This window comes from Streptomyces niger, assembly GCF_000718305.1.
GTDB lineage: Bacteria > Actinomycetota > Actinomycetes > Streptomycetales > Streptomycetaceae > Streptomyces > Streptomyces niger.
Map to the genome: position 1 here is coordinate 81,738 of NZ_JOFQ01000020.1, position 22,500 is coordinate 104,237.

General features: G+C 71.6%; 16 protein-coding genes. 9 read left to right on the forward strand and 7 right to left on the reverse strand.

What is annotated here, in order from left to right; all coding sequences use genetic code 11:
* Nucleotides 1-75: 75 nt before the first annotated feature.
* The gene (locus tag IF20_RS30080) at nucleotides 76-486 is read right to left on the reverse strand and encodes an ATP-binding protein (RefSeq protein WP_052868530.1); all 411 of its coding nucleotides are present in this window, start codon (nucleotides 484-486) and stop codon (nucleotides 76-78) included.
* 594 nt (nucleotides 487-1,080) lie between these two features.
* Nucleotides 1,081-2,166, reverse strand: coding sequence for a nitroreductase family protein (locus tag IF20_RS30085; protein WP_052868560.1), 1,086 nt, complete (start codon nucleotides 2,164-2,166; stop codon nucleotides 1,081-1,083).
* Nucleotides 2,167-2,369: 203 nt separating this feature from the next.
* On the opposite strand from IF20_RS30085, the gene lpdA reads away from it, so the two are divergent.
* The 6 genes from lpdA (at nucleotide 2,370) to IF20_RS30115 (ending at nucleotide 11,656) form a co-directional block, all read left to right on the forward strand.
* Nucleotides 2,370-3,773 carry a dihydrolipoyl dehydrogenase gene (lpdA, locus tag IF20_RS30090; protein WP_052868531.1) on the forward strand — a complete coding sequence of 468 codons (1,404 nt, stop codon included), beginning with the start codon at nucleotides 2,370-2,372 and terminating at the stop codon, nucleotides 3,771-3,773.
* A 197-nt stretch (nucleotides 3,774-3,970) separates the two neighbouring features.
* On the forward strand, nucleotides 3,971-5,956 hold the full coding sequence (locus IF20_RS30095; protein ID WP_052868532.1) for an ATP-binding cassette domain-containing protein: 1,986 nt from the start codon (nucleotides 3,971-3,973) through the stop codon (nucleotides 5,954-5,956).
* Nucleotides 5,934-6,128, forward strand: a complete 195-nt coding sequence (locus IF20_RS30100; RefSeq protein WP_052868533.1) for a hypothetical protein — start codon at nucleotides 5,934-5,936, stop codon at nucleotides 6,126-6,128. Before IF20_RS30095 ends, IF20_RS30100 begins: the two co-directional genes overlap by 23 nt.
* A 216-nt stretch (nucleotides 6,129-6,344) precedes the next feature.
* Complete coding sequence (locus IF20_RS30105; protein ID WP_234426867.1) at nucleotides 6,345-7,181, forward strand: endonuclease I family protein; 837 nt, start codon at nucleotides 6,345-6,347, stop codon at nucleotides 7,179-7,181.
* Between the two features lie 487 nt (nucleotides 7,182-7,668).
* Nucleotides 7,669-9,219, forward strand: a complete 1,551-nt coding sequence (locus IF20_RS30110) for a M4 family metallopeptidase (RefSeq protein ID WP_110944674.1) — start codon at nucleotides 7,669-7,671, stop codon at nucleotides 9,217-9,219.
* 172 nt (nucleotides 9,220-9,391) lie between these two features.
* Entirely contained in the window at nucleotides 9,392-11,656 is a 2,265-nt protein-coding gene (locus tag IF20_RS30115) for a terpene synthase family protein (RefSeq protein WP_052868535.1), read from the forward strand.
* A 61-nt stretch (nucleotides 11,657-11,717) separates the two neighbouring features.
* Here the strand turns inward: IF20_RS30115 and IF20_RS30120 are convergent, their stop codons facing one another.
* The gene (locus IF20_RS30120; protein WP_052868536.1) at nucleotides 11,718-11,915 is read right to left on the reverse strand and encodes a hypothetical protein; all 198 of its coding nucleotides are present in this window, start codon (nucleotides 11,913-11,915) and stop codon (nucleotides 11,718-11,720) included.
* Nucleotides 11,916-12,282: 367 nt separating this feature from the next.
* On the opposite strand from IF20_RS30120, the gene hydA reads away from it, so the two are divergent.
* The 3 genes from hydA (at nucleotide 12,283) to IF20_RS30135 (ending at nucleotide 16,320) form a co-directional block, all read left to right on the forward strand.
* Entirely contained in the window at nucleotides 12,283-13,689 is a 1,407-nt protein-coding gene (gene hydA, locus IF20_RS30125) for a dihydropyrimidinase (protein ID WP_052868537.1), read from the forward strand.
* An 88-nt stretch (nucleotides 13,690-13,777) separates the two neighbouring features.
* On the forward strand, nucleotides 13,778-14,782 hold the full coding sequence (locus IF20_RS30130) for a TIGR03842 family LLM class F420-dependent oxidoreductase (RefSeq protein WP_052868538.1): 1,005 nt from the start codon (nucleotides 13,778-13,780) through the stop codon (nucleotides 14,780-14,782).
* Nucleotides 14,783-14,793: 11 nt separating this feature from the next.
* Nucleotides 14,794-16,320: an NCS1 family nucleobase:cation symporter-1 gene (locus IF20_RS30135; protein WP_199896791.1), complete on the forward strand. Its 1,527-nt coding sequence runs from the start codon at nucleotides 14,794-14,796 to the stop codon at nucleotides 16,318-16,320.
* Between the two features lie 43 nt (nucleotides 16,321-16,363).
* Here the strand turns inward: IF20_RS30135 and IF20_RS30140 are convergent, their stop codons facing one another.
* From IF20_RS30140 to IF20_RS30155, 4 genes are all read right to left on the reverse strand, one after another.
* The gene (locus IF20_RS30140; RefSeq protein ID WP_052868540.1) at nucleotides 16,364-16,867 is read right to left on the reverse strand and encodes a nucleoside deaminase; all 504 of its coding nucleotides are present in this window, start codon (nucleotides 16,865-16,867) and stop codon (nucleotides 16,364-16,366) included.
* 392 nt (nucleotides 16,868-17,259) lie between these two features.
* On the reverse strand, nucleotides 17,260-18,072 hold the full coding sequence (gene xdhC / locus IF20_RS30145; protein ID WP_199896792.1) for a xanthine dehydrogenase accessory protein XdhC: 813 nt from the start codon (nucleotides 18,070-18,072) through the stop codon (nucleotides 17,260-17,262).
* Nucleotide 18,073: 1 nt separating this feature from the next.
* Nucleotides 18,074-20,464, reverse strand: a complete 2,391-nt coding sequence (gene xdhB, locus IF20_RS30150) for a xanthine dehydrogenase molybdopterin binding subunit (protein WP_052868542.1) — start codon at nucleotides 20,462-20,464, stop codon at nucleotides 18,074-18,076.
* Nucleotides 20,461-21,942, reverse strand: coding sequence for a xanthine dehydrogenase small subunit (locus tag IF20_RS30155; protein ID WP_052868543.1), 1,482 nt, complete (start codon nucleotides 21,940-21,942; stop codon nucleotides 20,461-20,463). Before IF20_RS30155 ends, xdhB begins: the two co-directional genes overlap by 4 nt.
* Nucleotides 21,943-22,500 lie beyond the last annotated feature (558 nt).

Genomic DNA, 22,500 nt, shown 5'->3' on the forward strand with positions numbered 1-22,500 from the left:
GCGCGTGGCGGGGCGGGGTCCCGGCCCCGGTGGTGCGTCCTGCGGCACGACGGCCGGCACGGTGTCCGCCGCTCTTCACGTGCCCGCGAGGACCGCCCGTACGGTCTTGCCGCCGCCGCGGTCCGCGGTGATGTCGAACTGCCGGGCCAGCAGTCCGACGATGGCCATGCCCCGGCCGCCGGTCGCGTCCTCGGTGAGCGGCTTGACGGCGGGGGTGTGCGGGTCGTCGTCGTGCACCTCGATGGTCACGCCGCTCGACGCGGCGCTGAGGCGCAGCCGGCAGCGGCTGTTGCCGTGCCGTACGGCGTTCGTGACCAGCTCGGACACGATCAGTACCGCTTCGTCCACCCGGCCCGACACCCCGTCGGGCATCGCCGGATGGCCGAGGAAGCCACTGGTCAACCTCCTGGCCCAGCGGGCCGACGCGGCTTCCTGCGGCAGCGCGTACTCGACGCGCGCGGCACGGTTCCTGCTGCTCGCGTGCATGGGGTCTCACTCCCTCCTGTGACGGTGGCGGAGGGACTGCGGACACAGCGTCGGCCCCTCCACCGCTGGCCGCGATCACTCGCGGCCTGCCGACGGGAGCGGTCATTCCCGCTCGGCGCCGCGCCAACCATCCGCAACCCGTTTGCCGAGCCGCTGTGACGGAGTGAACACGCCTGATGAGAGGGCGACCGGCGCCGGCAGGCGTACGAGGGCCCGAACCGGGCACACGCCACGTCCCCGGCGTGCGCCCGCGGCGGGACCGGATCAAGCCGATCCCGGTGGCCGCGAGCCGCCGCCGCGCGGTCCCGCACGGCCGGATACGGGGCGCCGCCCGTCCCCCCGTGCCACCCGGCGGCCCCCGATTCGACCCGACCGCTAACGATGGTTTACTATTCAAGAGAAGTGAGGGACGGATACGGCACCGCCGACGACCTCGCTCCCCGGCGCCCCCGCGGCAACCGCGGTCGCGCCCCACACACCAGCCCCGGCCGGCTTCCCCCGTCTGGCCGGGGCTTCCCCCTTTCCGGACGCGGTGCGCCCGGCGGCCTACGTGCGATCCCGCCGTACGGTCCACGCCCCGCCTGGCCGGGCGGCCTACGGCGCGTCGAACTCCAGGACCTCCTCGACCGGACGCCGTGGCGTCGCCGCACCCCGCGGCCCGTACCCGAAGCGCAACGCCATCTGGACCAGGCCGTGACCGGACACCGGTTCCCGTAGCGGCCGGCGCAGCTCCGGCCACTCCAGCGACTGGGTGACGAACGAACTGGAGAGCCCGTCCAGGGTGGCCGCGAGCAGGGTGCGCTGCATGGCCTGACCCGCGCGCAGCCAGTCCTCCGGGCGGTCCCGCTCCGTACTGAGCAGCGCGAGGTGCGGGTGGCTCTCGAAGGTGGCCGTCTCCCGGCCCGCCACCTCCCGCCCGGCCGCGAAGTCGCGCACCGGGGCCCGGCCACCGCGCCGCTCCGGCCCGAAGGCGTAGGCGGGCACCCCGTCGTCCGCCGACTCGGCCGCGGCGCCGATCCGGGTCCACTCCGCCAGGTCCGGGCGGGCCGGGACCGGCTCCCGGTCGTCGCCCGCGCCGCCGGCCGGCGGGTCCGCGCCGGAGCCGGTGGCGGCGCCCCCGGCCGCGTCGTCCGCCGCCGCGCCGCGGTCGCGTTCCTCGCCCTCCTCGGCCGGCTCCAGCACCAGTTGGAGGTGCCGGCCGACGGGGAAGGAGAGCGTGGCGCCCTCCTGCTCGGCGGCGTGCCGCAGGCCGGTGAGCTGGGCGGCGGTCAGCCCGGTCGCCTCGAAGGGGTACCGGCTGCTGTGCCGTTCGTGGACCGCCGGGTATAGCCGGCGCAGCCGCTCCGTACCGCCGTCCGTCTCCCCTTCGGGGTCCAGCTCCACGACCGCGAGCAGGGCGGGCCGCTCGGCGTCCGGCAGCAGCGTCGTACGGACGGGCAGGTCGGCGTGGGCCGCCGACGCCCGCAGGTTGAACAGGGCGGCGCCGCAGTCGATGTGCAGCGCGCGGCCGTCGGGATCGGCCTGCGGCAGCGCCCGCTCCTCATCGGCCCAGAGCCGCAGCGTGCGGCAGCCGGGGGAGCAGCGGAACCGCCAGGGCTGGGCGTTGTGCATCGACGGCGCGGCGATCGCGTCGGTCACCAGCGCCGTCACGGTCAGGTCGTCGGCTGCCTGTGTGTCCACCGGGGCCTCCAGGGGGTGGGCGACCGGGCGTGGGGCCTCCTCCAGAGTGGCCCGAGCCGGCGCCGGCCGCATCGGGAGAAGACGCAACCCACGGAATGTTCCGATAAGAGAAATAATTTTTCCGCATTACGGGTGTCCGGTGTCACACGTTCGGGATCTTCAATGCCCTGCGCGGGCCGTGGACACCGACCTACGCTGCCCGTATGAGTGCACACTTTGACGTCGTCGTCCTCGGCGCGGGCCCGGGTGGGTACGTCGCCGCGATCCGCGCGGCCCAGCTCGGCCGCAGCGTGGCGATCATCGAGGAGAAGTACTGGGGCGGGGTCTGCCTCAACGTGGGCTGCATCCCCTCCAAGGCCCTGCTGCGCAACGCCGAGCTGGCGCACCTGTTCACGCAGGAGGCGAAGGCGTTCGGCATCCGTTCCACCGGCGAGGTGTCCTTCGACTACGGCGCGGCCTTCACCCGCAGCCGCAAGGTCGCGGACGGGCGCGTCAAGGGCGTGCACTACCTCATGAAGAAGAACGAGATCACCCAGTACGAGGGCCGCGGCACCTTCGCCGACCCGCACACCCTCCAGGTCGCGCGCTCCGACGGCGGCTCCGAGACCGTCACCTTCGACCACTGCATCATCGCCGCCGGCGCCACCACCAAGCTGCTGCCCGGCACCGCTCTGAGCGAGCGGGTGGTGACGTACGAGGAGCAGATCCTCAGCGAGGAACTGCCCCGCAGCATCATCATCGCGGGCGCCGGCGCGATCGGCGTGGAGTTCGCGTACGTGCTGCGCAACTACGGCGTGGACGTCACGATCGTGGAGTTCCTGGACCGGCTGGTGCCCTTGGAGGACGCCGAGGTCTCCGCCGAACTGGCCAAGCGGTACAAGCGCCTGGGCGTCAAGCTGCTGACCGGTACCCGCGTCGAAGGCATCGACGACGACGGCAGCGGCACGGTGAAGGTGCACGTCACCACCGGCGGGCAGCAGCAGACCCTGGAGGCCGACAAGGTCCTGCAGGCGATCGGCTTCCAGCCGCGCGTGGAGGGCTACGGCCTGGAGAACACCGGTGTGAAGCTCACCGAGCGCGGCGCCATCGACGTCGACGCCCGCTGCCGTACGAGCGTGCCGCACCTCTTCGCCATCGGCGACGTCACCGCGAAGCTGATGCTCGCGCACGCCGCCGAGGCCATGGGCATCGTCGCCGCCGAGACGATCGCGGACGCCGAGACCATGGAGCTGGACTACGTCATGATCCCGCGGGCCACGTACTGCCAGCCGCAGATCGCCAGCTTCGGCTGGACCGAGGAGCAGGCCCGCGAGCAGGGCTTCGACGTGCAGGTCGCGAAGTTCCCGTTCACCGCGAACGGCAAGGCGCACGGCCTCGGCGACGCCACCGGCTTCGTCAAGATCCTCAGCGACGCGCGGTACGGCGAGCTGCTCGGCGCCCACCTCATCGGCCCCGAAGTCACCGAGCTGCTGCCGGAGTTGACGCTCGCTCAGCAGTGGGACCTGACCGTCCACGAGGTCGCCAGGAACGTGCACGCGCACCCCACGCTCGGCGAGGCCGTCAAGGAGGCCGTGCACGGGCTCGCGGGACACATGATCAACTTCTGACGGGCCAGGCCACCCCCTTGATCGCGGCACTCCGTGCCCCCTGAGCGCCGAGCCGAAAACAGGCGGCCGCTCCGCACGGCCCGGAGACAATGGCACGGGCGTCCGGTGAACGGTGCGGGACGGTTGTGCGTGTGGGGGTGGGGCCCGTGAGCCGAGGGAAGAGGCGCATCCGGCGACGGAAGCAGGATGCGCTGCCGGTGACGCGCAGTGAGCGCCTGATGTTCGGCGGCGCGCTGCGGTACGACCTGTCGTTCACCCGGCACGAACAGCCGCTGCTACGGCTGTCGTTCTGGCAGATGGCCCGGCAGTTCCCCGCCATGGCGGCCCTGGTGGGCCGGGCCGCCTGGCGGGAGGACCGGCGGGCCCTGCTGGCGCTGCTCGGCGCCGAGGCCGGGCAGGGGCTGACCCGTGCGTTCGTGCTGGTGGCCACCAACCGGGTACTGGTCGCGCTGTTCGCCGGCGGGCCGACCGTGGAGCGATTACGCCAGGCGCTGCCGGCGCTGCTCGCCGGCTGCGCCGTCGCGGCCGTCGCCGCCCTGCTCTCGGCCGTGTCGGTCGCCGCCTCCGGTCGGCTGGAGCCCAAGGTCGAGCGGGTCTGTACCGCCCGCTTCTACCGCGGCGCCGTCCGGGTGGAGCTCGCGGCCCTGGAGGACGCGGACTTCCACCGCACGCTGGACGCCGGGCGCTTCGGCACCGACTCCGTCCGCATGATGCTCCGGTCCTCGATCACGGTCGTCAACGCCCTGATCGCGCTGCTCGCCTCCGCCGTCGTACTGGCCCTGCTGCATCCGCTGCTCGTCCTGATGCTGGTGCTGATCGCCGCGCCCAAGGGCTGGGGCGCGGTCCTCTCGGCCCGCCGGCAGTACGCCTCGCGGCATGCCTGGATCGAGCACCGGCGCGCCATCTCCGTCGTCACCCAGAAGATCACCGAGCACGGCTGCGGCCCCGAACTGCGCGTGCACGGCGCGGGCCGGATGCTGACCGACGCCTACGACGACATGTCGATGACGATGGAGAAGGAGCAGCAGCGGCTGGCCACCGCCGAGGCCGCCACCCAGACCGCGGCGGCCGCCGTCGCCGGCCTCGCCACGCTCGCCGCGTACGGCGTCCTGTGGCTGCTGCTCACCGGCGGCGGCATGCCGTTGGCGGTGGCCGGCACGGCGGTGATCGCGGTACGCAGCGCCGGTTCGGGCTTGACCGCCCTCGTCCTCCAGGTCAACCGCCTCTACGAAGAGGCCATGTACCTCCAGGACCTCCAGGACGCCTGCGAGGGCGCCGAACGGCAGGCCATCCCGGCCGGCGGCACCCCGGTCCCGCGGCCGCTCACCGAGATCCGCCTGGCGGACGTGAGCTTCAGCTACCCCGGCGCGTCGGAGCCCGCGCTGCGCGGTGTCAGCCTGACCATCCCGCGCGGCCGGGTCGTCGCCCTGGTCGGCGCGAACGGCTCGGGCAAGACCACCCTCGCCAAGCTCGTCGCGGGCCTGTACCTGCCCGGCGCCGGGCGGCTCACGTGGAACGGCGTGGACCTGCGGGAGGCGGACAGGGACGCGATCTTCGACCAGGTCGCGGTGCTCGGCCAGGACTTCCCGCGCTGGCCGATGACCGCCCGCGCCAACGTCCACATCGGCCGCAGCGACCAGCGGCCCGACCAGGAGCGCATCGAGCGGGCCGCGGCCGAGGCGGGCGCCGCCGACCTGGTCGAGGGGCTGCCGCACGGCTGGGACAGCCTGGTCGTCAAAGGCTTCGAGCGCGGCACGGACCTCTCCGGCGGCCAGTGGCAGCGCCTGGGCAGTGCGCGCGCCCGGTACCGCGGAGCGCCGCTGCTGATCGTCGACGAGCCGACCGCGGCCCTCGACCCGCAGGCCGAGGTGGCGGCGTTCCGTTCGCTGCGCTCGCTCGCCGACGACGGCACCACCGTCCTGCTGATCACCCACCGGCTGGCCGCCACCGCCACCGCGGACCTGATCTACGTACTGGACCGCGGCCGGCTGGCCGGCGCGGGCACGCACCGCGAGCTGATGTCCGTACCGGGCGGCCTGTACCGCGCCATGTACGAACTCCAGGCCGCGCAGTACGCCGTGGACGGCACGGGGAACGGCGTGCCGCGGGCCAACGGTGCGCCGCGGCCCAGGAACGCCGGTACCGGCCCGGGTGATTCCCATGTCGACCGCGTCCAGGGGTGACGCCCCGCGCCGCCTGCCGCCCGCTCCGCTCCGCCCGCGCCTCGGCCCGCTGGCGAGCACGCTGCGGGACGTGCTGGGGTGCCTCGGGGTGATCGTGACGGCGGTGCTGGTCTCGCTGGTGTGCGTCCTGCTGTCGCAGGCGTTTCCGCAGCTCGCGGAGATCTCACCGTGAACGTCCGGGGTCGTCCGGGCCGGCGGCGGGCACGGAACTCCCGCTCTACGCCTGTAGATCTCCACATTCTTGACACATAATCACACCCCAAAGGTCACGCGGCGGGAATCGCGGCGGTGGCACGCTGCCTCCGGCCGGTCATTCGCCGGCCGGCCCCGGCCCGCACCCCCCACTTCAGCGGACCGGCCCACGTGCATGGGGGAGAGGACACCACTCGTGGACATATCCCGTACCACTCGGCGCAGAATCGTCACGGCACTCACCGGTACCGCCCTGCTCGCGCTGGCCGTGCAGGTGCCGGCCACCGCGGCCCCCGAACACGCCGTCCACCACGGCGCCACCGCCGCGTCCGCCACCACCGCGTACGACGACACGTACTACAAGGACGCGGAGGGCAAGGCCGGCCCGGAGCTCAAGTCCGCGCTGCACAAGATCATCAGCTCCGGTGTCAGCAAGCTCAGCTACGACCAGGTCTGGGACGCCCTGAAGGTCACCGACCAGGACCCGAAGAACTCCGGCAACGTCATCCTGCTCTACACCGGCCGTTCGCAGAGCAAGGACGACAACGGCGGCGACCCCGACCAGTGGAACCGGGAGCACGTCTGGGCCAAGTCGCACGGCGACTTCGGCACCTCCACCGGGCCCGGCACCGACATCCACCACCTCCGCCCGGCCGACGTCTCGGTCAACAGCACGCGCGGCAACAAGGACTTCGACAACGGCGGCAGCGAGGTCGGCGAGGCGCCCGGCAACTACACCGACGGCGACTCCTTCGAGCCCCGCGACGCGGTCAAGGGCGACGTCGCCCGCATGATCCTCTACATGGCCGTCCGCTACGACGGCGACGACGGCTTCCCCGACCTGGAGCCCAACGACAAGGTCGACAACGGCTCGGCGCCCGCCATCGGCCGGCTCAGCGTCCTGAAGACGTGGAGCGAGCAGGACCCGCCGGACGACTTCGAGAAGAACCGCAACCAGGTCATCTTCGACAAGTACCAGCACAACCGGAACCCGTTCATCGACCACCCGGAGTGGGTCGACGCGATCTGGTGACCGTCCCGCACGGTCAGGGGTGGCCGCCCGCCGCGGCGGCCACCATCCGGCCGCCCGGCTCCCGCGAACATGCGGCGAGCCGGGCGGTTCGCGTATCCGCGCGGACCGATCCGCGACCCGGTCGCCTGCCCCGAGTTCGCGACGCAGTGATCGCCGTTCGGATAACGGCCGGTCAAATTCACGTTACTGATCTGTCGGAAACGGTCAGAGGATGGCACGCTTCCTCCGGCTCACAGCATTCGCACAGCTGACGGGCCTGGTTCCGCCTGCGCGGTTCGGCGTCGTGGGCGGAGCCGTCGTATGCACCGCAGCTCGGCCTCGTACCACCAGCACCACTCCTGTACCGGCGGACGGCCCCCACCCACGGCCGTCCGTTTCCCCCTCGACGGGCCGCCACCTCGCGGCCCCGCACCAAGGAGAACGCGTGAGAGGTTCCGACAGACGTCACCACACCGTCCGTGCCGCCGCCCTGGTCGCTTCCGCGGCCATGGTCGTACTCGGCGTCCAGAGCGCGCCGGCCAACGCCCAGGCCGACCGCGAGGCCGGTGCCACCGCCGTCGCCCTGTCGGCCGGCCAGCGTGCCGCCGCCATCAAGGACGCCCAGGCCGAAGCCGCCACCACGGCCGAAGCGCTCGGCCTCGGCGGCAAGGAGAAGCTGGTCGCCCGCGACGTCGTCAAGGACGCCGACGGCACCGTGCACACCCGCTACGAGCGGACCTACGCCGGCCTGCCCGTCCTCGGCGGCGACCTCGTCGTCCACGTGAAGAAGGACGGCGCGCGCAAGGTCACCAAGGCGACCAAGGCCCGGATAGCCGTGCCGACCACCACGGCGGAGCTCCCCGCCGCCGGCGCGAAGAAGGCCGCACTCAAGGCCTCGGCGGCGGAGCGGAACACCAAGGCCGACGCCGACCAGGCGCCGCGCAAGGTGATCTGGGCCGCCACCGGCAAGCCGGTCCTCGCGTACGAGACCGTCGTCAAGGGCGTCCAGAAGGACGGCACGCCGAGCGAGCTGCAGGTCGTCACCGACGCCGCCACCGGCAAGCGGCTCTTCGCCGACGAGCGCATCGAGACCGGCACCGGCACCGGCGTCTACAGCGGCACGGTCACCCTCGGCACCACGCTCAACGGCTCGTCCTACGAGCTCCGGGACGGCGCACGGGGCGGGCACCGGACCTACGACCTGAACCAGGGCACCTCCGGCACCGGCACCCTCTTCAAGGACGCCGACGACGTCTGGGGCGGCGGCCGCCAGTCCGCCGCCGTCGACGCCCACTACGGCGCCGCCACCACCTGGGACTTCTACAAGAACGTGCTGGGCCGCAGCGGCATCAAGAACGACGGCGTCGCGTCCTACTCCCGCGTCCACTACGGCAACTCCTACGTCAACGCCTTCTGGTCCGACAGCTGCTTCTGCATGACGTACGGCGACGGCGCGGGCAACGCCAACCCGCTGACCTCCCTGGACGTGGCGGCGCACGAAATGAGCCACGGCGTCACCTCCAACACCGCCGGGCTGCGCTACAGCGGTGAGTCGGGCGGCCTCAACGAGGCCACCTCCGACATGTTCGGCACCTCCGTCGAGTGGTACGCCAAGAACGCCAACGACCCGGGTGACTACCTCATCGGCGAGGAGATCAACATCAACGGCGACGGCTCGCCGCTGCGCTACATGGACAAGCCCAGCAAGGACGGCGCGTCCAGGGACTACTGGTCCTCGACCCTGGGCAGCATCGACGTCCACTACTCCTCGGGCCCGGCCAACCACTGGTACTACCTGCTCTCCGAGGGCAGCGGGGCCAAGACCATCAACGGCGTGAGCTACAACAGCCCGACCTACGACGGCAAGGCCGTCACCGGGATCGGCCGCGCCAAGGTCGAGAAGATCTGGTACAAGGCGCTCACCACGTACATGACCTCGACCACCAACTACAAGGCGGCCCGTACCGCCACGCTGTCGGCGGCCACCGACCTCTACGGCTCCGGCAGCGCCGAGTACAACGCGGTGAACGCGGCCTGGGCCGCGATCAACGTCCGCTGAGGCACCGTCCGGCACGACCGCTTTTCGATCACTCGTCCGGGTGACTCCTCCGGTATCCCGCTTTTCGGGCCGCCGCGTGGGTAGCACCCGGACGCACGCCGGGGGGCGACGGGCATCCGCGAGGGTGCCCGTCATGCCTGCTCCCCGGCACCGTCGAGAAAGGCCGGGGACCGTGACACAGCCCTTCCACCTGCCGGACTTCTACACCCCGTATCCGGCACGCCTGAACCCGAACCTCGAAGCGGCCCGCACGCACAGCAGGGCGTGGGCGCGCGAGATGCAGATGCTCGAAGGGTCCGGCATCTGGGAGCAGCGGGACCTCGACGCGCACGACTACGCACTGCTCTGCGCCTGCACCCACCCCGACTGCGGCGCCGACGACCTGGCCCTGGTCACCGACTGGTACGTCTGGGTCTTCTTCTTCGACGACCACTTCCTGGAGACCTTCAAGCGCTCCGGCGACCGCGAGGGCGGCAAGGCCTACCTCGACCGGCTGCCCGCCTTCATGCCGATGGACCTCGCCGAGGGCATGCCGGAGCCGACCAACCCCGTCGAGGCCGGGCTCGCCGACCTGTGGACCCGTACGGTCCCGGCGATGTCCCCGAAGTGGCGCGCACGCTTCGCGGAGAGCACGGTCAACCTCCTCAACGAATCCCTCTGGGAGCTGTCCAACATCAACGCCCACCGGGTGGCCAACCCGGTGGAGTACATCGAGATGCGCCGCAAGGTCGGCGGCGCGCCCTGGTCGGCCGGGCTGATCGAGTACGCGGCGCGGGCCGAGGTCCCCGCCCGCATCGCGGCCTCCCGCCCGCTGCGGGTGCTGCGCGACGCCTTCGCCGACGCCGTGCACCTGCGCAACGACATCTTCTCCTACCAACGCGAGGTGGAGGACGAGGGCGAGTTGAGCAACGGCATCCTCGTCCTGGAGCGGTTCCTGGACTGCTCGACCCAGGAGGCCGCCGAGGCCGTCAACGACCTGCTGACCTCCCGGCTCCAGCAGTTCGAGCACACCGCGCTCACCGAACTGGAGCCGCTCTTCGCCGAGTACGCCCTCGGCCCCGAAGAGCGGGCCGGCGTCCTGGCGTACGTGAAGGGCCTCCAGGACTGGCAGGCCGGCGGCCACGAATGGCACCTGGTCTCCAGTCGGTACATGAACGGCGCGGGGGAGGGCGGCGCCGCCGCGCCGCCGCGCTTCTTCTCGCTGCCGCTGGGCGCCCTGGGCCTGTCGGCGCTGGACGTCACGCAGGGCGTGCCGACGACGCCGCGTGCCGAGGCCGCCCGCGCCCGCACCTTCACCCACATACCGTTCGCCGAGGTCGGCCCCACCCGGCTGCCCGACTTCAAGCACCCGCTGCCCGCCACCCTCTGCCCGCACCTGGACACCTCGCGGCGGCACGTCGTCGACTGGGCACACCGGATGGGCATCCTGGCGGAGCAGCCCGGCATCCCGGGGTCGGGCGTCTGGACCGAGGCGAAGCTCCTCGACTACGACCTGCCGCTGTGCGCCGCGGGGCTGGACCCGGACGCCACCCTGGAGGAGCTGGACCTCAGCTCGGCGTGGCTCGCCTGGGGCACGTACGGCGACGACTACTACCCCGCGGTGTTCGGCCGCCGCGGCGACCTGGCCGGCGCCAAGGCCATGGACGAGCGCCTGGCGGCCTGCATGCCGCTGGACTGCGCCCCGCCGCCGCCCGCCACCCACGCGCTGGAGCGCGGCCTCGCCGACCTCTGGCGGCGCACGGCGGGACGGATGAGCGCGGCGGACCGCCGGCGCTTCCGCGACACGGTGCGCGTGATGACCGGAAGCTGGCTCTGGGAGCTGGACAACATGGTCCAAAACCGCATCCCCGACCCGGTCGACTACATCGAGATGCGCCGGCACACCTTCGGCTCCGACCTGACGCTGAGCCTGTCGCGGATCAGCCACGGCAACACCGTGCCCGAGGAGCTCTACGCGAGCGGGCCGTGGCAGGCCCTGGAGAACGCCGTCATCGACTACGGCAGCCTGACGAACGACGTCTTCTCGTACCAGAAGGAGATCGAGTACGAGGGCGAGGTGCACAACGCGATCCTCGTCGTGCAGAACTTCTTCGACGTCGACCACCCCACCGCGCTGCGCATCGTCGACGACCTCATGAACGGCCGGCTGGAGCAGTTCGAGCACATCGTGGCGAACGAACTCCCGGTGCTGTTCGACGACCTCGCCCTGTCGGCCGAGGCCCGGCAGGGCGTCGCCGACTACCTCGCCGAGCTGCGCGACTGGATGTCCGGCATCCTGCGGTGGCACCACGACTGCCGCCGCTACAAGGAGAGCGACCTGCGCCGCCACCACGGGACGGCGGAGCCGGTGCCCACTGCCGTCACCCGGAGCCTGTCGGCCCCCAGAGGAATCGGTACTGCGGCGTTCCGGGTACCGCGGCCGGAGCTCATGGGCTGACGCGTCCGGGCAGGAGAGAGGGCCTGCCCGGTGGTCCACCGGGCAGGCCCTCACCCGATCCTCAGGGCAGGATCTTCTCCACGGCCGCCCGCCCCTCGTCGGCGAGCTTGCGGCGTGCCCATTCCAGATTCTTGGGCGTGATGTCACGCCCGGTCGCCATCACCAGGTCCTCCGGGCTCACGTCCGCCGCCGGACCGCTGTGCAGACTCCGGTCCGGGGTGCGGAGATCGTCGGGCTCGGGCCGGGAATTCTTGTCCATGCCGCCTCCTCGCGCCTCACGGTTGCCCTCCATGTTCCCGGCATACCGCCCCATATGCACCTTGAAGCACGGAGTGACCATGCGTACGCACCGGACACCCTGAGTGAGGAGCGAAGGGCGGGGGTGCGCGGGCAACACGCCGGTTCCCGCACGGTGGCGACGGCGGTATTGCCCGGCCGGGTGTCATGCTTCTACCGTCTGTGAATCCGGTCGCACTCTACGTGTGTAGAACGGCCGCGACGCGTGACGCGGTGTCAGGGACGGCAAGGGTGGGTCGGTGCCCGGGTGACGATGCGCGTGGGCCCCTTCTCCCGCTTCTCCCGTTCCGGCCGGTGCCGGGGAGCTGCTGGTGGAAGGGGACGGGACTGTGAGTCGTACGGTCATCCGCGGCGGGCTGGTCATCACCGCCGCCGACGAGATCCATGCCGATGTCCTGATCGAGGGCGGCCGGGTCGCCGCGCTCGCCGCGCACGGGCAGGAGGCGGCGCTGGGCTGGACCGAGTCCGCCGACCGGGTCATCGACGCGACCGGGAAGTACGTCATCCCGGGCGGCGTGGACGCGCACACGCACATGGACTTCCCGTTCGGCGGGACCGCTTCCTCCGACACCTTCGCGACCGGCACCCAGGCCGCCGCGTGGGGCGGCACCACCACCATCATCGACTTCGCCGTGCAGTCCCGCGGCAGGTCGCTGCGCGAGGGCCTGGACCAGTGGCACGCCAAGTCCGACGCGCAGTGCGCCGTCGACTACGCGTTCCACATGATCCTCTCCGACGTGAACGAGAACAGCCTCAAGGAGATGGACCTCCTGGTGGCCGAGGGGGTCACCTCCTTCAAGCTCTTCACGGCCTACCCGGGCGTCTTCTACAGCGACGACGGGCAGATCCTGCGCGCGATGCAGCGGGCCGCCGGGAACGGCGGGCTGGTGATGATGCACGCCGAGAACGGCATCGCCATCGACGTCCTCGTCCAGCAGGCGCTTGCCGAGGGCCGCACCGATCCCCGCTACCACGGCGAGGTGCGGCGCGCGCTGCTGGAGGCCGAGGCCACGCACCGCACGATCCAACTCGCCCGGGTCGCCGGCGCGCCCCTCTACGTCGTCCACGTCTCGGCCGAGGAAGCCGTCGCCGAGCTGACCCAGGCCCGCGACAAGGGGCTCCCCGTCTTCGGCGAGACCTGCCCGCAGTACCTCTTCCTCTCCACCGACAACCTCGCCGAGCCCGACTTCGAGGGCGCCAAGTACGTCTGCAGCACGCCGCTGCGGCCCCGGGAGCACCAGGCGGCGCTGTGGCGGGGCCTGCGCACCGACGACCTCCAGGTCGTCTCCACCGACCACTGCCCCTTCTGCTTCCGTGGCCAGAAGGAGCTGGGCCGCGGCGACTTCTCGAAGATCCCCAACGGCATGCCGGGCGTCGAGAACCGCATGGACCTGCTCCACCAGGCCGTGCTGGACGGCCACATCAGCCGCCGCCGCTGGATCGAGATCGCCTGCGCCGCGCCCGCGCGGATGTTCGGCCTCTATCCGAAGAAGGGCACGATCACGCCGGGCGCCGACGCGGACATCGTGCTCTACGACCCGCACGCCGAACAGGTGATGTCGGCCGAAACCCACCACATGAACGTGGACTACTCCGCGTACGAGGGGCGGCGGGTCACCGGCCGGGTGGAGACTGTCCTCTCCCGCGGCGAACTCGTCATCGACCAGCGCGAGTTCACCGGGCACGCGGGCCACGGCCAGTACGCCCCGCGGGCCACCTCCCAGTACCTCTCCTGACCCGGCCCTTCCCAGGGCCCTTCCGCTCCGCCCGGGCACCCCCTTCGGACGTCGTTCCTCATCACCGGCCCTACACCAGGGAGTAGAGATGGACTTCGGAGTCGTCCTGCAGACCGATCCGCCCGCCGCCGCCGTGGTCGGCCTCATGCGCCGCGCCGAACGGCAGGGCTTCCGCTACGGCTGGACCTTCGACTCCGCCGTGCTCTGGCAGGAGCCGTTCGTCATCCACAGCCGCATCCTGGAACACACCGACCGGCTGATCGTCGGCCCGATGGTCACCAACCCCGCCACCCGCACCTGGGAGGTCACCGCCTCCACCTTCGCCACCCTCAACGACATGTACGGCAACCGCACCGTCTGCGGCATCGGCCGCGGCGACTCCGCGATGCGGGTGGCGGGCCGCCGCCCCAACACCCTGGCCCGGCTCGGCGAAAGCATCACCGTCATCCGCGACCTCGCCGAGGGCCGCGAGGCCACCGTGGACGGCAACCCGGTCCGGCTGCCATGGGTCCGCGACGGCCGGCTGCCGGTCTGGATGGCGGCGTACGGGCCCAAGGCCCTGGCGATGGTGGGCCGGCTCGCCGACGGCTTCATCCTCCAGCTCGCCGACCCCTTCCTCACCGAGTGGATGGTCAAGGCCGTACGGGACGCCGCCGCCGAGGCCGGCCGCGACCCCGACGCGCTGACGATCTGCGTGGCGGCCCCCGCGTACATCGGCGAGGACCCGGCCCACGCCCGCGAACAGTGCCGCTGGTTCGGCGGCATGGTCGGCAACCACGTCGCCGACCTGGTGAGCCGGTACGGCGAGCACTCCGGCATGGTCCCCGAGGAGCTGACCGCGTACATCAAGACCCGCGAGAAGTACGACTACGCCCACCACGGCCGGGCCGGCAACCCGGACACCGCCTTCGTCCCCGACGAGATCGTCGACCGCTTCTGCGTCCTCGGCCCGCCCGAGGCCCACATCGAAAAGCTCCGCGCCCTGCGCGCCCTCGGCGTCGACCACTTCGCCCTCTACGCCATGCACGACAGCAAAGAAGCCACGATCGACGCGTACGGCACCGACGTCATCCCGGCCCTGGCGGCGGAGTGAGAACCCCCGCCGTGTCCTCCGACGGCCGCGACGACGGGCCACCGGCCCCGGACGGCCGCGTCGAACTCCCACCGGACGCGATACCCGACGGCCGGTTCAGCAACGCCGACCTGCGCCCCGTGCCCGCCGCCGAACGGCACTGGACCACGTACAACTTCGCCGCCCTGTGGGTGGGCATGGCGCACAACATCCCGTCCTGGACGCTGGCCTCCGGCCTGGTCGCGCTCGGCATGGACTGGCGGCAGGCGGTGTTCACCATCGCCCTCGCCAACGTCATCGTGCTGTTCCCCATGCTGCTCACAGGGCACGCCGGACCCAAGTACGGCATACCGTTCCCGGTCCTGGCCCGGGCCTCCTTCGGCCTGCGCGGGGCCAACCTGCCGGCGCTGCTGCGGGCCGCCGTGGCGTGCTGCTGGTTCGGCATCCAGACCTGGATCGGCGGCCAGGGCATCTACATCCTGCTCGGCAAGGTCTTCGGTGGCGGCTGGGAGAAGGCGGCACCCGTCGCCGGATACCCCTGGACCCTCTGGCTCTGCTTCGTCGTCTTCTGGGTGCTCGAACTGGCCATCATCGCGCGGGGCATGGAGACCCTGCGCCGCTTCGAGAACTGGGCGGCGCCCTTCGTCCTGGTCGGCGCGGTCGCGCTGCTGGCCTGGATCGCCGCTCAGGCCGGCGGCCTCGGCCCGCTCCTGGACCAGCCGAGCAAGCTGGGCTGGGGCGCGGACTTCTGGCCGGTCTTCTTCCCGTCCCTGATGGGCATGATCGGCTTCTGGGCGACGCTGTCCCTGAACATCCCGGACTTCACCCGCTTCGGCGCCGGGCAGCGCGCCCAGGTCTGGGGCCAGACGCTCGGCCTGCCCACCACCATGACGGCCTTCGCGCTCCTCTCCGTCCTGGTCACCTCCGGCTCCCAGGCGGTCTACGGCGTGCCGGTCTGGGACCCGGTGGCCCTGGCGGGCAAGGCCGACAACGTCTTCGGCCTGCTCTTCGCCCTCGTCACGGTCCTGATCGCCACGATCAGCGTGAACATCGCAGCCAACGTCGTCTCCCCGGCCTACGACCTGGCCAACCTCGCCCCGCGCCTGCTGACCTTCCGCAGCGGCGCGCTGATCACCGGCGTGATCGGCGTCCTCGTCTTCCCCTGGAAACTCACCGCCACGCCCGAGCTGTACATCTTCACCTGGCTCGGCGTGGTCGGCGGGCTCCTCGGCACGGTCGCCGGCATCCTCATCGCCGACTACTGGATCGTCCGCCGCACCGTCCTGCACCTCGCCGACCTGTACCGGCCGCACGGCCGCTACTGGTACACGGCCGGTTGGAACCGGCGGGCCCTCGTGGCGTTCGTCCTCGGCGGCCTGCTCGCCGTGGGCGGCTCGTACTCGCAACCGGGCAAGGGCCCGTTCCCGGCGGACGGGCTGCTCCCCGTCCTCCGCCCGCTGGCCGACTACGGCTGGGCAGTGGGCCTGACGGCGTCGCTGGCGGTGTACGCGGCGCTGATGGCCGGGGCAGAGGGCGCCAGGACCGCCCGGATGCCCTGACCGGCAGCGGCGGATCCGGTCCGCCGCCGCCGGTCAGGACTCGTCAGTACGCGATGCGGTCGGCCTTGGCCAGCCAGGCGTCGAACGGCGCCGTGCGGTTGGGCAGGTCCAGGTGGTGTACCGCCATGGGCCACATCGAGGCGGGCTTCTTCTCGAACAGGTCGTAGAACTTGCGGTCGTCGAAGCCGGCCACCGCGGCGTCGTGCCGGTCGGCGGCGTAGACGATCCGGTCCACGCGCGCCCACAGCGAGGAGGACAGGCACATCGGGCACGGCTCGCACGAGGTGACCAGGGTGCAGCCTTCCAGGGAGAAGGTGTTCAGCTCCCGGCAGGCGGCCCGCAGCGCGGTGACCTCGGCGTGCGCCACGGGGTCCAGGGTCGCGGTGACCTGGTTGTTGCCGGTGGCGACGACCTCGCCGTCCTTGGCGACCAGGGCACCGAACGGGCCGCCGCCGTTGGCCACGCTGGTGGTCGCCAGCTGGATCGCCTCCTGCATCCAGGCGGTCTCGAGGTCCTGCACGTTGGTTTCCTGAGCCTGAGTGGTCATCGTGTTGCTCCTTCGGGAAAAGTGGGGAGGCGGGTGTGGGATGCCGCTTCGCAGGGCGGCGGCCCGCGGCGGCCCTACCGGCCGGCACGCCTGTGACCTCGCGACGTGACGCCAAGTACACAGCCAGGGGAGCCCTTCCAGCCAGGCGAGGAAGGCATGAAAGATGGCCCGGTCGGAAGGCGATGTTCGTAGCTTCCTACGGGACCCGGTCGAGGGCCACGATGTGCGAAAAGTCCGTGGTCGCGCGCGGCGGGAAGAGAGAGAACGCGGAACGGCCATCGCGGGCTCCCCGTGCAGGTGACGGCCGGGGAGGGCGCGATGGCCGTCGTTGTCGGTGTGTCCTCGGGCGGTACCGGGCGGGCGGAAGGCGTTGTACCGCGTCCGGCACCGCTTCAGTGGCGGTCCTGCTGTGCGAAGGTCTGGAGCAGGTCCGCCGCGACGCCCACCGCGATCGTGGCCGGTTCCTTGCCGGTGATCCCGGGCAACCCGATCGGGCACTTGATCCGCTCGATGGTGGCGTCGTCGTGGCCGCCCTCGGTGGACAGGCGCTTGCGGAACCGCGCCCACTTGGCGGCCGAGCCGATCAGCCCGATCGAGCCGAGGCCGGGGGTGCGCAGGGCGGCGTCGCACAGGGCGGCGTCCTCCGCGTGATCATGCGTCATGATCAGGACGTGGGTGCCGGCCGCCAGCTCCTCCAGCACCGCTTCCGGAAGCAGCGGCGTGTGGTGCACGTGGACCTGCGCCACCGCGTCCGCGAGCACCTCCAGCCGTTCGTCGGCGAGCATGTCGGGTCGTGAGTCGATCAGATGCAGATCGAGGTCGTGGCGGGCCAGGATGCGGGCCAGCTCGTAGCCGACGTGCCCGACCCCGAAGATCGCCACCGCCGGTACCACCGGCAGCGGTTCGAGCAGCACGCTGACGGTTCCGCCGCAGCACTGCACCCCGTGCAGGCCGGTGACCTTGTCGTTGAGGGCGAAGTCCAGCAGCTCCGTCTCCGGGGCGGCCGAACCGATCAGCTCGCGGGCGCGGTCGATCGCGACGGCCTCGATGTTGCCGCCGCCGATCGAGCCCCACGTCTCGTTCCGTCCCACGACGAGTTTGGCGCCGGCCTTGCGGGGCGCGTGGCCGCGCACGGTCGCGACGGTCACGAGCACGCCGGTCTCCCGGCGGGCTCGCAACCGCGCGGCCGCGGACACCCAGGTCATGTCAGGCATTGCTCAAGACGTGCGCAGCGGTGGGGGATGCGCTGTCGCTGCTCCCCGTGTTGCCGCCGCGGGCTGCTTCGACGGCCCAGTACACCGCCTCCGGGGTGGCCGGGGAGGCGAGCTCCACGCTGACTCCGGCGGGCCCGAACGCCGCGGCGGCCTGCCGCAGCGCTTCGCGCACCGAGAACGCCAGCATCAGCGGGGGCTCACCCACCGCCTTGGACCCGTAGACCGCGCCGTCCTCGGTGGCGTTCTCCAGGAGCGTGACGTTGAACTCCTCGGGCATCTCCGAGAAGCTCGGCAGCTTGTACGTACTGGCCGCCTGGGTCAGCAGCCGGCCGCGGTTCGGCCCGTCACCGGTGTCCCAGCGCAGATCCTCCAGCGTCAGCCAGCCCGCGCCCTGCACGAAGCCGCCCTCGACCTGACCGATGTCGATCATCGGGGAGAGGCTGTCGCCGACGTCGTGCACGATGTCCACCCGCCGGATGCGGTACGCGCCGGTGAAGCCGTCCACCTCCACCTCGGTCGCGGCGGCGCCGTGGGCGAAGTACTTGAACGGCGAGCCGCGGAACGTCTTCGCGTCCCAGTGCAGCCCCTCGGTCCGGTAGTACCCGGCCGCCGACAGCTGGACGCGCTGGAAGTACGCGGTGCGCACCAGGTCGTCCCAGGCCAGCTCCTGGTCGCTGCCCAGGGCGCGTGCGACGCCCTCGACGATGCGTACGTCCGAGGCGTTCGCGCCCAGCTGGGTGGAGGCCACCTGGAGCAGCCGCTCGCGCAACTGCTCGCAGGCGTTCTTGATCGCCCCACCGTTCAGGTCGGCGCCCGAACTGGCCGCGGTGGCGGAGGTGTTGGGCACCTTGTCGGTACGCGTCGGGGCGAGCCGGACCTTGTGCAGCGGGATGCCCAGCGTGGTGGCGGCCACCTGCAGCATCTTGGTGTGCAGGCCCTGGCCCATCTCGGTGCCGCCGTGGTTGATCAGGACCGAGCCGTCCTTGTAGATCAGCACCAGCGCGCCGCCCTGGTTGAAGGCGGTGAGGTTGAAGGAGATGCCGAACTTGATGCCGGTGATCGCGAGGGCCCGCTTGGTGTGCGGGTGCGCGGCGTTGAAGGCGGCGATCTGACGCTTGCGATCGGCGATGCCGGCGTCGTCCTGGACCTGCTGCCAGACGGTGGAGATCCGCTCGGCCTGCGTGACCGGCTGTCCGTACGGCGTGGTCTGGCCCTGACCCGGCCGGTAGAAGTTGCGCTCCCGCAGCTCCATGGGGTCCAGGCCGAGCCGCGGCGCGCAGCGGCCCAGGATGTCCTCGATCACCAGCATGCCCTGCGGTCCGCCGAACCCGCGGAAGGCGGTGTTGGAGACCGTGTGGGTCTTGGCGATGCGACCGGCGACGCGCGCGTTGGGGATCCAGTACGTGTTGTCGATGTGGCACAGCGCGCGGGCGAGGACCGGCTCGGACAGGTCCAGGCTCCAGCCGCCGTCCGCGGTCAAGGTGGCGTCGAGGGCCTGGATACGGCCCTCGGCGTCGAAGCCGATCTTCCACGTGGAGTGGAACCCGTGCCGCTTGCCGGACATGGTCAGGTCCTGGGTCCGGTTGAGCCGGAACCGGACGGGGCGGCCGGTCAGCTTGGCGCCGAGCGCGGCGACGGCCGCGAAGCCGTGCGGCTGCATCTCCTTGCCGCCGAAGCCGCCGCCCATCCGCAGGCACTGCACCGTCACCTCGTGGCTGGGGACGCCGAGCACGTGCGAGACGATTTCCTGGGTCTCCGAGGGGTGCTGGGTGCTGCTCTGGATGAACACCTGCCCGTTCTCGTCGACCTGGGCGAGCGCCGCGTGCGTCTCCAGGTAGAAGTGCTCCTGGCCGGCGAACTGGAACTCGCCGGTGAACACGTGCGCGGAGTCCGCGAAGCCCGCGTCGATGTCACCGGTCTCCATCACGGGCTGCGCGCCGTGGTAGCTGCCGGCCGCGATCGCGTCCTGGAGCGTGATCAGGGAGGGCTGCTCGTCGAGCTCCACCTCGACGGCCGCCGCACCGAGCCGGGCCGCCTCCAGGGTCTCACCGAGCACCCAGGCGACCGCATGGCCGTGGAACATGACCTCGTCGGGGAAGAGCGGCTCGTCGTGCTTCATGCCGGCATCGTTGACGCCGGGCACGTCGGCGCCGGTCAGCACGCGGACCACACCCGGTACGGCGAGCGCGGGCTCGGTGCGCAGCGCGGTGATCCTGCCGTGGGCCTTCATGACCTGGACCGGGTACGCGTGCAGCACGTCCTTGGTGCGCTGCACCAGGTCGTCGGTGTAGAGCGCCGCGCCGGTGACGTGCAGGCTCGCGCTCTCGTGCGGCATCGGGAGGCCGACGACGGGCTTCTCGGGACGCTCGGACAACTGGCTCATGACGACACCGCCTCAGGGGTTCGTGCGTACAGCTTCAGCAGGCTCTGGCCGAGCATCGCGGCGCGGTAGTCGGCGCTGGCCCGGTGGTCGTTCATCGGCGTGCCCTGGGCCCGCAGCACCTGCGCCGCGGCCTCGACGGTCGCCGGCACCCACGGCTTGCCCTCCAGGGCCGTCTCGGCGGCGAGGGCGCGGATCGGGGTGGCGGCCACGCCGCCCAGGCCGATGCGGGCCTTGCGTACGACGCCGTCCTCGATGTCGAGCGCGAAGGCGACCGCCACGCTGGAGATGTCGTCGAAGCGCCGCTTGGCGATCTTGTGGAAGGCCGTGACCGGCGACAGCGGCAGCGGGATGCGTACCGCACGGATCAGTTCACCGGGCCGGCGCACGCTCTGGCGGTAACCGGTGAAGTAGTCGGCCAGCGGGACCACCCGCTCACCGTCGGCGTCGGCGAGCACCAGCGACGCCTCCAGCGCGAGCAGCACCGGCGGGCTGTCACCGATGGGGGAGCCGGTACCCAGGTTGCCGCCGAGGGTCGCACCGTTCCGGATGAGCCGGGACGCGAACTGCGGGAACAGCTCCGCCAGCAGCGGGACCCGGCCGTCCAGCCGGCGCTCGATCTCGGTGAGCGTCAGCGCCGCACCGATCTCGATGTGGTCGGACTCGATGCGCAGCTCCCGCAGCTCGGGCAGCCGGTCGATGCCGACCACGCAGTCCTCCCGCCGGGAGCGGATGTTCACCTCCACACCGAAGTCGGTGGAGCCGGCGACCACGACCGCGTCGGGCCGCTCGCGCAGCAGTTGCAGCGTCTCGCCCAGGGTGTTCTTCCGCACGAACACCTTGTCGTCCTGGGCGTACTCGGTGGCGACCGGGGCGGGCGGGGACTGCTCGCGCCGCTGTGCCAGCGGGTCGTCCTCGGTGGGCTCCCCCACGGCGAACGCGGCATCGCGGATCGGGCGGTAACCGGTGCAGCGGCACAGGTTTCCGCTCAGCGAGTGCAGGTCGAAACCGTTCGGCCCGTGCTCGGAGTCGGTGCTGTCGGACGGGGCCGACGCCGCGCCCGAGTCCGCGTGCGCGCACCGGTCGGGCCGGTAGTACTCGGCGGCCATGCTGCAGATGAAGCCCGGCGTGCAGTAACCGCACTGGGAACCGCCGCGGACCGCCATCTCCTCCTGCACCGGGTGAAGCGTGGGCGGTGTGCCGGGTTCGCCGGCGGTGGCGAGGCCTTCGGAGGTGATGACCTCCTGGCCGTCGAGCGCCGCGGCCGGGACGAGGCAGGCGTTGACCGCCACCCAGTCGGTCGGCTTGTTCACTCCGGGGCGGGCCACCAGGACCGAACAGGCGCCGCACTCGCCCTCGGCACAGCCCTCCTTGGTGCCGGTGAGGCCGCGCTCGCGCAGGAAATCCAGCACCGTGGTGTGGGGCGCAGCCGGCGAGATCGGTGTTTCTTTCCCATTGACCGTGATCCGCGCCGTTACCATGGCACATCCTCATTTCGGCGCGCGGTGATGGTTGTCCTAGTTGCCATTTCAGGAGCTTTCTTTTTCGAAGGCGCAGCTCAGAAACCGCAGCGTGAATCGGCACAGCTCGGAATTGCGCAGCGAATATCGGTGCGCAATGACGTGCCGCGGGCGGTGACAGAAAAAATGCCGGGGCCGCGAGAGGGCACGCCGGAAAGAGGCTGCTCAGCAGCCGTGTGCTACCCGACCCGGGACCCAGGCGGCCCGGTGAGCGAGGCGATGCAGGTCGAAGATGGTGGACATCCGACTTCGCCTCCTTTCAGCAGCTCACGAGTCGGTGCACTTGACGCTACGTCGCCGCGGAACCATCGGTCAAGACCCCTGCCGAGAGGAATTACCGGCTCGCCGCCGCGGTGCTCCACCGTGTTGCTGACGCCCGCCACACCGGTCGCGACGGCATGCCGGACCATTCGTGCGGGAGTGGGAAAACCTGTGGCGCGGGCGGCGTGACGGGCGGAGATACCGGTCGGCCCCGTCCCGATGGGACCGGGCGGCCACAGGCCGGTGCCGGCCCCGTCC